General features: G+C 70.9%; 11 protein-coding genes. 6 read left to right on the forward strand and 5 right to left on the reverse strand.

From position 1 onward, the window contains the following. Window positions 1-182 precede the first annotated feature (182 nt). The 5 genes from rutA (at window position 183) to AC6EUL_RS04270 (ending at window position 3946) form a co-directional block, all read left to right on the forward strand. A complete protein-coding gene (gene rutA / locus AC6EUL_RS04250; RefSeq protein ID WP_056216680.1) occupies window positions 183-1316 on the forward strand; it encodes a pyrimidine utilization protein A in 1134 nt (377 codons plus the stop codon). Next, on the forward strand, window positions 1316-2068 hold the full coding sequence (rutB, locus tag AC6EUL_RS04255; RefSeq protein ID WP_056216682.1) for a pyrimidine utilization protein B: 753 nt from the start codon (window positions 1316-1318) through the stop codon (window positions 2066-2068). Before rutA ends, rutB begins: the two co-directional genes overlap by 1 nt. A 127-nt stretch (window positions 2069-2195) precedes the next feature. Next, window positions 2196-2585, forward strand: a complete 390-nt coding sequence (gene rutC / locus AC6EUL_RS04260) for a pyrimidine utilization protein C (RefSeq protein ID WP_056216684.1) — start codon at window positions 2196-2198, stop codon at window positions 2583-2585. A 6-nt stretch (window positions 2586-2591) separates the two neighbouring features. After that, the gene (rutD, locus tag AC6EUL_RS04265) at window positions 2592-3371 is read left to right on the forward strand and encodes a pyrimidine utilization protein D (protein ID WP_056216686.1); all 780 of its coding nucleotides are present in this window, start codon (window positions 2592-2594) and stop codon (window positions 3369-3371) included. A gap of 95 nt (window positions 3372-3466) precedes the next feature. Next, a complete protein-coding gene (locus AC6EUL_RS04270) occupies window positions 3467-3946 on the forward strand; it encodes a flavin reductase (RefSeq protein WP_056379327.1) in 480 nt (159 codons plus the stop codon). 168 nt (window positions 3947-4114) lie between these two features. Here the strand turns inward: AC6EUL_RS04270 and AC6EUL_RS04275 are convergent, their stop codons facing one another. The 3 genes from AC6EUL_RS04275 to AC6EUL_RS04285 form a co-directional block, all read right to left on the reverse strand. Next, entirely contained in the window at window positions 4115-4366 is a 252-nt protein-coding gene (locus tag AC6EUL_RS04275) for a hypothetical protein (RefSeq protein ID WP_056348942.1), read from the reverse strand. A 378-nt stretch (window positions 4367-4744) separates the two neighbouring features. Then, complete coding sequence (gene pucL / locus AC6EUL_RS04280) at window positions 4745-5587, reverse strand: factor-independent urate hydroxylase (RefSeq protein ID WP_499869033.1); 843 nt, start codon at window positions 5585-5587, stop codon at window positions 4745-4747. A 35-nt stretch (window positions 5588-5622) separates the two neighbouring features. Further along, entirely contained in the window at window positions 5623-6996 is a 1374-nt protein-coding gene (locus AC6EUL_RS04285) for a nucleobase:cation symporter-2 family protein (protein WP_499869035.1), read from the reverse strand. 175 nt (window positions 6997-7171) lie between these two features. Between AC6EUL_RS04285 and AC6EUL_RS04290 the strand changes: the two genes are divergently transcribed. Beyond that, on the forward strand, window positions 7172-9136 hold the full coding sequence (locus tag AC6EUL_RS04290) for an alpha/beta hydrolase domain-containing protein (RefSeq protein ID WP_499869036.1): 1965 nt from the start codon (window positions 7172-7174) through the stop codon (window positions 9134-9136). Here AC6EUL_RS04290 and AC6EUL_RS04295 read toward each other — a convergent pair. Next, complete coding sequence (locus AC6EUL_RS04295; RefSeq protein ID WP_499869037.1) at window positions 9127-11682, reverse strand: sensor domain-containing phosphodiesterase; 2556 nt, start codon at window positions 11680-11682, stop codon at window positions 9127-9129. The genes AC6EUL_RS04290 and AC6EUL_RS04295 overlap by 10 nt on opposite strands. A 267-nt stretch (window positions 11683-11949) precedes the next feature. After that, window positions 11950-12318, reverse strand: coding sequence for a hypothetical protein (locus tag AC6EUL_RS04300; protein WP_056216698.1), 369 nt, complete (start codon window positions 12316-12318; stop codon window positions 11950-11952). Window positions 12319-12461 lie beyond the last annotated feature (143 nt).

Here is a 12461-nt window from a genome sequence, read left to right on the forward strand (position 1 = left end):
CCGCCGGAAAAACGCCGAATGGAGTTTGACCATTTGGTCTGAATAGAGTTGGATCGTCGGTGCCGGGGGTGATTCCAGTCTCCCGTCCGGTCCCGACAGGCCCTCGTCTTGCTTTGTCCAGTCCGTGCCTGTTGCGAAGTCTTGTCCTTCAGTCGGGTCCTGCCCGTGCGAGCGAGGTTGCCATGAACGTCGGCGTCTTCATACCGATCGGAAACAACGGCTGGCTCCTGTCGGAGAACGCGCCGCAGTACAAGCCGAGCTTCGAGCTGAACAAGCAGATCGTGCTCAAGGCCGAGGGCTACGGCCTCGACTTCGCGCTGTCGATGATCAAGCTGCGGGGCTTCGGCGGCAAGACCGAGTTCTGGGACCACAACCTCGAATCCTTCACCCTGATGGCGGGCCTGGCGGCCGTCACCAGCCGGATCAAGCTGTTCGCCACGGCCGCCACCCTGTGCATGCCCCCCGCCATCACGGCCCGCATGGCCGCGACCATCGACTCGATCTCGAACGGGCGCTTCGGCCTCAACCTCGTCACCGGCTGGCAGCGACCGGAATACGCACAGATGGGCCTGTGGCCCGGGGACGAATACTTCTCCCGCCGGTACGAGTACCTCTCGGAATACGCACAGGTGCTGCGCGACCTGTGGGAGACGGGGGTCTGCGACCGCAAGGGCGAATTCTTCCAGATGGACGATTGCCGCCTGAGCCCGCGCCCGCAGGCCGCGATGAAGATCATCTGCGCCGGCCAGTCCAGCGCCGGCATGGCGTTCACGGCGAAGTACGCCGACTACAATTTCTGCTTCGGCAAGGGCGTGAACACGCCCACGGCCTTCGCCCCCACGGTGGCGCGGCTGGAGGAGGCCAAGGCCACGATGGGGATGGCCGCCACAGGCCGCGACGTCTCCTCCTACGTGCTGTTCATGGTCATCGCCGACGAGACCGACGAGGCCGCCCGCGCCACCTGGGAGCACTACAAGGCCGGTGCCGACCAGGAGGCCATCGCCTGGCTCGGGGTCCAGGGGGCCGCCGACACCAAGTCCGGCACCGACACCAACGTGCGCCAGATGGCGGACCCGACCTCCGCGGTGAACATCAACATGGGCACGCTGGTCGGCTCCTACGCCGAGGTGGCGCGGATGCTCGACGAGGTCGCCACCGTGCCGGGCACCGAGGGCGTGCTCCTGGTGTTCGACGACTTCCTCAAGGGGCTCGACGCCTACGGCACCCGCATCCAGCCCCTGATGAAGAGCCGCGCCCACATCGCGGACGACGCCCCCGCCGCAGGGGACGCCGAGACCATGGTCAAGGTGGCGTGATGGACCAGAGCGCAAGACCGGCCGGCTACACCGACGCAGAGGGGCGCCAGGGCGGCATCACCCTGGCGGCCCGGCCCGAACCCATCGCCTTCGACGGATCCGCCACCGCGCTCATCGTCGTCGACATGCAGAACGCCTACACCAGCCCGGGCGGCTACCTCGATCTCGCCGGCTTCGACGTCTCGGGCACCGGACCGGTGGTGGCGCAGATCGCCCGCGCGGTGACGGCGGCGCGGTCCGCCGGGATCCGGATCGTCTGGTTCCAGAACGGCTGGGACCCGGACTACGTCGAGGCCGGCGGACCGGGTTCGCCGAACTGGCACAAGTCCAACGCCCTCAAGACCATGCGGGCCCAGCCGGGCATGAACGAACGCCTGCTGGCCAAGGGAACCTGGGACTACGCCCTGGTCGACGCCCTCCGGCCCGAGCCCGGCGACATCGTACTGGGCAAGCCGCGCTACAGCGGCTTCTACAACACCCAGCTCGACAGCCTGCTGCGCGCGGCCGGCATCCGCACCCTGGTCTTCACCGGCATCGCCACCAACGTCTGCGTGGAATCGACCCTGCGCGACGGCTTCTTCCTCGAATATTTCGGCATCGTGCTGGCCGACGCCACCCACCAGGCAGGCCCGCCGGCCCTGCAGGCGGGGGCGCTCGCCAACATCGAGACCTTCTTCGGCTGGGTCTCGGACGTCGCCGCCTTCGAGGCGGCCGTCGCACCGGACCTCGATCGCACGGAGGCTGCCGCATAGGGCCGCCGGCGCGAAGCCGGACCCCGTGCCGGACCGCGTTCCCCCTCCCCACGCGGGCAGGAAGACACGTCGGCGCCTCCTGCGCGGAGTCGCCCCGATTCAGATATCCCCCGAGGAGCCCCCGAAGATGCCCAAGACCGCGATCATCCCGCCCGGCACCGGCAAGCCGCTGGCCCCCTACGTTCCCGGCACCCTGGCGGACGGCGTCCTCTACGTCTCGGGCACGCTGCCCCTCGATGCCGAGGCCAACGTCGTGCACGTGGGCGACGCCGCCGCCCAGACCCGGCACGTGTTGGAGACGATCAAGGGCGTGGTCGCCGCCGCCGGGGGCAGCATGGACGACGTCACCTTCAACCACGTCTTCCTCAAGGACTGGGCCGACTACGCTGCCATCAACGGGGTCTATGCCGAGTACTTCCCCGGCGAGAAGCCGGCGCGCTACTGCATCCAGTGCGGCCTGGTGAAGCCCGACGCCCTGGTGGAGATCGCCTCGGTGGCGCATGTGGGCGGGGCCTGAGGCGGCATGGCCGGATCGCTCCACCATGCCGTCCACGGCATCGGCGACCGCACGGTCCTGCTCTCGGCGGGCCTCGGCGGCTCGGCCGCCTACTTCGCGCCGCAGATGGCGGCGCTGACCCAGCGGTTCCGCGTCATCACCTACGACCATCGCGGCACCGGCCGCTCGGGCGGGAGCCTGGAGCCCGGCCACGACATCGCCGCCATGGCCCGGGACGCCCTCGCGGTAATGGAAGCCTGCGGGGTCGAACGCTGCGACGTCGTCGGCCACGCCCTCGGCGGCCTGATCGGCCTCGAACTCGCCCGGACCGCCCCGGAGCGCGTCGGTCGCCTCGCCGTGGTCAACGGCTGGGCGCGGGCGGATTCCGCCACGAAGCGCTGCTTTGCTGCCCGGAAGGTGCTGTTGGCCGAGAGCTCCGAGGCCTATGTCCGCGCCCAGGCGATCTTCCTCTACCCGGCGGAATGGCTGTCCCGGAACGCGGCCCGGGTGGCCGAGGACGAGGCGCACGCCCTGGCGCAGTTCCCCGGGCGCGAGACCGTCCTGGCCCGGATCGCCGCCCTCGAGGCCTTCGACCTGACGGCGGATCTCCCGCACATCCCGCACGAGACGCTGGTGATGGCGGCGGACGACGACGTCCTGGTGCCCTATCTGTGTTCGGAAGACCTTGCGCGCGGCCTGCCGAACGCGCAGCTCGACCGGGTCCCCAGCGGCGGCCACGCGCACAGCGTCACCCGCGCCGACGCCTTCAACCGGACGCTCGTGGCGTTCCTCGACCGACAGGAGTGATCACCGTGAGCCAGACGAGGCCGAGCGACGCGGCGCACCCATCATCCGTCGAGGCCGACACCCTTCCCGTCGAGGCCGACGCCTTCCGCGGCGCCATGGCGCGCGTGGCCGGCGCGGTCCATCTCGTCACCACCGACGGGCCGGGCGGCCGGGCCGGTTTCACCGCCTCGGCGGTGTGCAGCGTGAGCGACGGGCCGCCGACGCTGCTGGTTTGCATCAACCGGTCGTCCTCGGCCTACGCGGCCGTGAGCGCCAACGACGTGCTCTGCGTCAACACCCTGGCGGCGGAGCAATCCGAGATCGCGGCGGCCTTCGGCGGGCGCACCCCGATGGAGACGCGCTTCGCCGCGGCCACCTGGACCACCCTGGTGACCGGAGCGCCGGCCCTCCCCGGGGCGCTCTCCGCCTTCGATTGCCGCATCGTCGGGCGTCACGCGGTCGGCACCCACGACGTGCTCTATTGCGAGGTGGTGGGCCTGGCCGAACCCGGCGACGGGCACGGCCTCGTCTACGCCGATCGACGCTATCACACCGTGCCGCTCGGCGTCGTGGCCCCGCGCGAAGCGGCGGCCTGAACGCCATCCGCCCCGGACCCCTCCGGAAACGGAGGCTCCCGGAACGACGACGGCCGGCGCCCCCGCCTGGGAACACCGGCCGTCGTCGGGATCGGACCGCGCAGGCTTGCCCGCGAGATCGCGTGCCGCTCGGCATCCCGAAGGCGGCGGGCGGATCGGACCCGGGACTTACCAGCGGTCGGTGCGGGGGGCGCGGACCGAACCGGTGGTGAGGTCATCGGTGAGGTGCCGCTGCGCGACGGGCTGGCCATGGCTCCGGCGCAACGCGTTCAGGTTGTTGGCGGCGGCCCGCCCTTCGAGACCAGCGGGCGCCACGGCCGCCGGGATGCCGGCAGGCGCGGTGTAGCTCTGGGCGAGGGCTCCGGACGCGGACAGGCCCAGGGCGATGGCGAGGGCGGCAGTGAGGTGACGATGGCGCATGGCAGGGATCCTTGATCGGAACACGTCTCGCAAAGACGCGAGGGGGCGTGTTCGAGTTCCTGCAATCTGTGCGCGTATGCCACCGAAAACAACACGGACTGCTCGATGCGCGTGCATCAAGGATGAGCAAAGCAGCATGCGGTCCGGCGCCCATCCCCCAATGGAATCACCGGAAAGCTTCGGAATCCTCAGTGATTTCCATGCTTTGGGCGGAGACCGCCCGTCTTTTCGGCAACGCGGCTGCCTTGGCACGATTCCGGACGCCGTGTGCGGATCGGCACGCGGACGGCCGGATTTTCGGGATGCGGGTTGTGGCGCGCCGGCCCGCCCGGAGGCGGAATCGCCGTGATCCGATCCGTCCGGGACCGCGTCGCGGCGTCAGGCGCCGCGCGTGAGGGTAGCCTCGATCTGGCCGTGCGGCTCGTCGGTGGGCAGGAAGATCTGGCCCCCGTGGGCGATGCCGAAGGGCGCGAGGTTCATCGGGAGGTAGTGCTTGTTGGGCATCGCGAAGTGGATCTCGGCGATGTCCGGCCGGGCCGCCAGCACCGCCTCGCCCATGCGGTACATGCTGTCCTGCACGCCGGCGCTGTAGGTGGTGGCGAAGACCGTGATCAGCGTGTCGAGCACCGCCGCGTTGGTCGCCACCGGGTCGGTGGGCGGCGCGGTCCAGGTCCAGGTCGCGTCCATGCTGGTGGCGCAGATGCGGTCGTGGGTGTCGGGCAGGGTCCGGAAGGCGTCGTCGACGAAATCGGCCCAGCCGGATTCGGTGGTCTTCATCAGGGTGTAGCCGCGCAGGCCCGATTGCAGCACCGCGCCGGTCCGGTCGGCGACGAGGCGGACGAAGGGCGCGCCGTTGCCGTCGAGGGTGAAGGTGTGGGCGTGCGGCACCCCGTCGACGGTCCGGCGCAGCCAGCGGGTCTCCAGGGCCTCGATGGTGACGGCGGCGACCTGCGCGTAGCGTTCCAGGAACAGGGCGGCGACGTGGCCGACGAAGGCCTCGGTCTCGGCCTCGACGTATTGGGCGGCCGTGACGTTGACGATGTTCTTGATGCTGTCGGTGGCGATCACCTGCCGGTTGTCGCCCGCCGTCCAGGCCGCGCCGAAATCGCCCTCCAGCAGCACCGTCAGGGTGAGTTCGCGCACCGCGTGGCGGGCGCTCCCCCGGGCGAGCCGGAGCACCCGCACCCGACCCTTGCCGTAGCGTGCCTTCGTCAGGGCCATGATGGGTCTCCTCCGGTGATGGGACGCCGAGGGTCTCACGCCTCGGCGGCGTGGGCGAGGCGGGCCGCCGCGGCCCGGGCGTCCGCCCGACTGCCGAGCCCGTTGAAGAACAGGTTCAGGCTCACGGCCGACAGGGCGGCGAGGAGGATGCCGGATTCCAGCAGCGGATGCAGCACGTCGGGCATCTGCTTGAAGAAGGCGGGCGCCACCAGGGGGATCAGGCCGAAGCCCACCGACACCGCGACGACGAACAGGTTGTTGCGGTTGGCGGCGAAATCCACCGCCCCGAGGATGCGGGTGCCGGTGGCCGCCACCATGCCGAACATGACGAGCCCGGCCCCGCCGAGGATGCAGGGCGGCACGGCCTCCACCAGGGCGGCGAGCTTCGGGATCAGGCCGAGGACCAGCATCACCACGCCGCCGATCACCGCGACCCAGCGCGAGCGCACGCCGGTGACGCCGACGAGGCCGATGTTCTGCGAGAACGCGGTGTACGGGAAGGTGTTGAAGACCCCGCCCAGCACGGTGCCGAGGCCATCGGCGCGCAGGCCCCGGATCAGGCGCGCCGCGTCCACGGTCTCGCCGGTGATCTCGGCGAGCGCCAGGAACATGCCGGTGGATTCGATCATCACCACCACCATGACGAGGCACAGGGTGAGGCTGGCGACGAGGTCGAAGGTCGGCGCCCCGAAGGCGAAGGGCCGCACCACGTCGAACCACGGCGCCGTGGCCACCCGCGACAGGTCGACGAGGCCGAAGGCTCCCGCCGCGGCCATGCCGACCACGATGCCGATCAGCACGGAGGCCGAGGCGACGAAGCCGCGGGCGTACCGGGTCAGGCCCAGGATGACGAGGAGGACGAACAGCGCGAGGCCGAGATAGAGCAGGGCCCCGTAGCGCGGGTTGCCGAGGCCGCCGGCGGCCCAGTTCACGCCCACCCGCATCAGCGAGATGCCGATGACGAGGATCACCGTGCCGGTCACCACCGGCGGGAACAGGGGCAGGAGACGCCCCACCAGGGGCGCGGCGAGGAGCGCGAACAGGCCCGCGACGATGACGGCGCCGTAGATGCCCGCGAGCCCGAGGGCCGGGTTGGTGCCCAGGGCGATCATCGGCGTCACCGCCGCGAAGGTCACGCCCATCATCACCGGCATGCGGATGCCGATGCCGGGCAGGCCCCAGCTCTGGATCAGGGTGGCGAGGCCGCAGGCGAACAGGTCGGCGCTCACCAGCATCGCCACCTGCTCGGGCGGTAGCCCGAGGGCGCGCCCGACGATGAGCGGCACCGCCACGGCCCCGGCATACATCACCAGGACGTGCTGGAGGGCGAGCAGGCCGAGCGCCACCGGAGGAACCCGGGTGGCCGGGACGATCTGGGCCGGGCTGATCTGAGCAGAACCGTGATCCACGCATCGGTCCCCCGTCCCGCGAGCCCCGCCGGGCTGCCGGTCCCGAGGTCCGCAAACCACGTGCCATCCGGCCGATCGTCGCCCGGCGGCGCGCATGCCCTCGACCGTGCGGCGGTCCGGTGTAAGATCCGGACCAACAGCGCAGCTTGACGCTGGTCGGGCGAGGAACAGGCACATGGTCAGGACCACCGCTCTCGTGGGCGCGCTCCTCTGCGCGGGCCTCCCCCAGCCGGCCCTGGCCCGGGTCACCGCCGTCGAGATCCGGACCGTCGAGCCCTTCGCCGACGGCCAGAGCTTCGGCGAGGCGGGCGCCTACGAACGGGTGATCGGCGTCGTGCGCGGGGAGCTCGACCCGGCCGACCCGCGCAACGCCGGCATTGTCGACCTCATACGGGCGCCCCGAAACACGCGCGGGCTCGTGGAATACAGCACCGACCTGTTCATGCTCCGGCCGAAGGATCCGGCCCGCGCCAGCGGCACGCTGCTCTACGAGGCGCTGAACCGCGGCCGGAAGTTCCTGTTCAACTGGGTCCTCGACGCGCCCCCGCAGGCGGCCCAGGCGGTGAACGATCCGCGCACCGCCCAGGATGCGGGCACCGCCCTGGTCCTGCGCCGGGGTGACACCGTGGTCTGGTCGGGCTGGGAGGCGGAGGCCCTGCGTCAACTGGGCGGCATGGCGATCGACGTACCGGTGGCCACGCAAGGCGGGGCGCCCATCGTCGAGACCGTGCGGGACGAACTCGTGAGCGCCACCCGGGGGCCGCCCGAGGCGCCGTTCTTCCTCACCTTCAAGGCGGCGAACCCCGACAAGGCCGGCGCCCGCCTCACCGTGCGCCGCCGGGAGGCGGACACGCCGCGCCCCGTCCCGGACGGTGCCTGGACCTTCGCCGGGCCCGGCGAGCTCCGCCTCCTGCCCGCCACCGTCAAGCCGGAACCGGGCACGCTCTACACCCTGACCTATCCGGCGGCGAACCCGAAGGTGCTCGGCATCGGCTTCGCCGCCACCCGGGACGTCGTCGCCCATCTCCGCGGACCGGCCTCGTCCGAGAACCCGGCGGGCGGCGCGATCCGCCACGCGGTCGCCCTCGGCATCTCCCAGAGCGGGCGCTTCCTGCGGGACTACATCCACCAGGGCTTCAATCAGGACGAGGACGGCCGGCGCGTCTTCGACGGGATGCTGCTGCACATCTCCGGCATCGGCGGGGTGTACCTCAATGCCCGTTTCGGCCAGCCCTCGCGCACCAACACCCAGCACGAGGACCACCTCTACCCCGAGAACGCGTTCCCGTTCTCGGCCGCTCCCCAGCACGATCCCGTCACCGGCCGGACCGGCTCGCTGCTGCGCGGGGACGGGTTCGACCCGCTGCTGATGGAGGTCAACACCAGCACCGAGTACTGGCAGAAGGGGGCCTCGCTCCTCACCACCGATTCCCTGGGCCAAACCGACGTCGCCCTGCCGGACACCGCCCGGGCCTATCTCGTCTCCAGCGGATTCCATTACGGGCGCGCCGGCCTGAGCGCGGCCCGCGGGCCGTGCCTCCATCCGCGCAACACCCTGAGTCCCGCCCCGGCCCTGCGCGCCCTCTTGGTCGCCCTGGAGGACTGGGTCGCCCGCGGGATCGCGCCGCCGCCGAGCCGCGTGCCGAATCTCGCGGACGGGACGCTGGTGCCCGCCGCGGAGACCGGGTTTCCCTACATCCCGGGCTTGCGCCTGCCGGATGCCCCGAACGCGATCGCGCGCTTCGCCAGCGCCGTCGATCCCCGTCCGGAGGGCGGTTCGCAGTACCGCCCCCTGGTGCCGAAGGTCGATGTCGACGGCCACGAGATCGCAGGCATCCGCCTGCCCGACGTCGCTGCCCCGCTCGCGACCCAGACCGGCTGGAACCTCTACGCCGAGCCCTTTCCGGCGGGCGAGCTCTGCGACCGGGAGGGCAGTCGGCTGCCCCTGGCCGAGACCCGGGCCGAGCGCGAGGCGAAGGGTGACCCGCGCCGCTCCCTGGCCGAGCGCTACCCGACCCGGGGCGACCGGACGGCGGCGGTCGCCCGCGCGGCGGACGGCCTGGTGGCGGAGCGGCTGCTCCTGAAGGAGGACGCGGAACGCCTCGTCGCGGCCGCCCGCGCGGCGGAGGCTCAGCCTTGACCGGCGGCCACGCGCGGACCCCGTGAGGCTCCGGCCCGGTCGGCACGGGCCGCGATGTAGGCGGACGCCTCCCGCGGCGGCAGCGGCCGGCTGAACAGGAAGCCCTGGACCTGCGTGCAGCCTTCCCGGCGCACGAGGTCGAGCTGCTCCGGGGTCTCGACGCCCTCGGCGACGATGCCCATGCCGAGGCGCTCGCCGATGCCGACCACCGCCCGCACGATCGCGGCGGCATCAGGATCGGCGATGTCGCGGATGAAGGAACGGTCGATCTTGATCTGGTCGAAGGGAAAGCGGCGCAGGTAGCTCAGCGAGGAGTAGCCGGTGCCGAAATCGTCGAGGGCGATCCGGACGCCGCGGCCCCGCAAACGGTGCAGGCAGGCGAGGACCGCCTCGGCATCCTGCATTAGCACGCTCTCGGTCACCTCCAGCTTGAGGCGGTTCGCCGGGAGGCCGCTCGCGGCCAGGGCCGACAGCACCGTGGCCTCGAGGCCCGGGCGCCGCAATTGCACCGCCGAGACGTTCACCGCGACGCGGATCGGCGCGGGCCAGCCCGCCGCCTCCCGGCAAGCCTCCTGCAGGGCCCAGGCGCCGAGAGGCACGATGAGCCCCGTCTCCTCGGCGAGGGGAATGAAGGCGCCGGGCGCGAGATCGCCCTGCACGGGATGGCGCCAGCGCATCAGGGCCTCGAAGCCCACCACCGTCCCCGTCGCGGCATCGACCACGGGCTGGTAGGCGAGATGGAAGGCATCGCGGCGGATCGCTTCCTTCATGTCGAGGGCGAGGAGACCGCGCGTGGCGATGCGCGCCCCCGCATCCGGCTCGAACTCCCGATGGGTGTTCCGCCCCGCCGCCTTGGCCTCGTAAAGGGCGATGTCGGCGCGCTTGAACAGCTCGTCCGGGTCACAGTCCTGCTCCGTCGCGACGGTCAGGCCGATACTGACGCCGACTTCGACGCTCTGCCCGTCGAGATCGATCGGTTCGCTCACCGCCGCGATCAGCCGCTCCGCGAGGCAGGCCGCTTCCCGCGCGTCATCGAGATAGGTGAGCACGATGGCGAATTCGTCGCCGCCGAGGCGAGCGATGGTATCGTAGGGTCGCAGAGCCGCGCGCATCCGCTCGGCGACGATGCGCAGCAACGCGTCGCCGGCCGGATGGCCGAGACTGTCGTTGACGGCCTTGAAGCGATCGAGGTCGCAGGCCAGCACAGCGAAGCCGGTCCGAACCCGGCGCGCATGGGCGATCGCCTGATCCAGGCGGTCGCGGAACAGCGTCCTGTTCGGCAATCCGGTCAGGGCGTCGTGCAGCGCCATGTGACGGACCCGCTCCTCGGCCTCACGACGGGCGCTGACGTCGCGCAGGGTCGCCACGTAGGTGATCCGGTCCTCGGCCTGCGCATCCGGCAGAACGCGGACGGAGGCCTCGATCCAGACGTAGTGACCAGCCTTGTGACGATGCCGCAGGCAGGTGACGAACCGCCCCTCCCGACCGGCCTTCAGCTGAGACCAGTGCTCCGTCAGGGCCGCGGCGTCATCGGGGTGGCAGAACTCGGCCGCGGTGGTTCCGATGAGGTCCTCCGGCTCGTAACCGAGGACCGTCCGCACGGCGGGCGAGACGTAGAGGCAGCGCATGGCGATATCGCCGAGGACGATGACGTCGTTGGCATTCTCGGCGAGGAGCCGATAGCGGCCTTCGCTCGCGCGCAGGGCGCTCTCGGCCGCCCGGCGCGCCGTCATGTCGGTGAAGGTCCGCACGAGCCCGCCCCGCGGCAGGGGCAGGGTGCGGACCTGAAGCACGGTCCCGTCGGGGCGGACGCGCTCATAATCGTAGATGCGGGCCTCCGGTGCACCGTGCTCCAGCCAGGCCCGCAAGGCGTCGGGCAGGTGGGCGAACTCGCCGGTCGCCGCCTGGTGGGCCCGGACGGCCGCGAAGGGCGCACCATCGTAGAGGAGTTCCTCCGGCACACCTATCAGAGTCGCCACGCGGCGGTTGAAGATCCGGATCCGGTCCGCGGCATCGGTCATCAGGAGGCCCTGATCCATGCGTTCCAGGGTGGTGCGGAGGAGGGTGTCCGAGGCCTCGGCCCGATGGCGCGCCTGACAGGCCTCCGACTCGGCGGCGCGCCCGCGCAGGGTCGCCTCGACGAAGAGGGCAAGGTCGGACAGGCGCCGGACCTGGGCCGCACTGAAGCCGGTGCGCGGAACGGTGTCGGCAATGCAGACGGTGCCGGCATGGCGGCCATCACCCAGAGCGATCGACACGCCGGCATAGAAGCGCAGGAACGGGGCTCCCGTGACCAGCGGATTGGCGGCGAAACGTCGATCACGACGGGTATCGAGCACGATCAGGGGCGCATGGGCTTCGCCGCGAATCGTGTGGGCGCAGAACGCGATCTCCCGCTGCGTGCCCGGAAGGATCAGGCCCTCGCGGCCGAGGAACCACTGACAGGCACCGTCCAGTTGCGAGACGAAGGCGTAGCGAACGCCGAAGAGCGCGGCCGCTGTCCGGCATACGGCGTCCAGCTGCGGGTCCGGCGCAGGTTGGCTCAAGACCTCGACAGCTACTGGCTCACTCCGAGACGGCGACACTCCGGCCATTCTCATCACACCCACGGGTTTCTGGTCCGTGAGATCTGACATGCAACCTTTAATCGACCCGAAACAGCTGATCGCTTGCTATAGAACTGAGCATCGAGCCTTCCTTCATCTCACACAGCAGACTTTCGACTGTATGAATTCATACAGTTCCGCCAAATGCCGATCCCTCCTTCGCCTGAAGTCGGATCGGCAGGCGACGGACGGGAGTCTCCGGCAGGCTCACGGTGCGCGGGGAGGGCCCTTGCGCAGGTCGTCGTAGAGGCGCTGGACCTCCTGGATCGTCGCGTGGGCCCGGCTCCAGTTCGTCTCGCGGACGTTGGTTTCGGTGAAGGCGCTGTGCGAGGTGCCGCCGAATCCGTTGAAGACCGTCTCGACCCCGTCCACCCGGTAGTCGATCCGGTAAGAGGGGCTGAGACCCCGGCCCTTGCCCTTCCCGGTCACCCCGATCCGCACCAGGGCGTCGCCGTGCCGTTTCTGACAGAATCGCATGTTCCCGAGGAGCCGGCGTAGGTACTCCTCGGGCTCGGCGAGCTCACCGGCGACTTGGATCAGCGTCGCGTCGGGCGGAAGGTGCGTCTTGCGGATCATGGCTGGCCTCGCTGCCCGTCCGGCATTCATCGATCGAGCGGGAGCGTCGGCCAGACCACATTTTCACGCGCCTGGCGATCCTTGCGCGGCGACGCGCCCGCGCCGGATGGCCCGCTGCCTGCTATGGCTTGCGCGGCCCTCCG

The organism is Methylobacterium sp. 001424705, assembly GCF_059816145.1.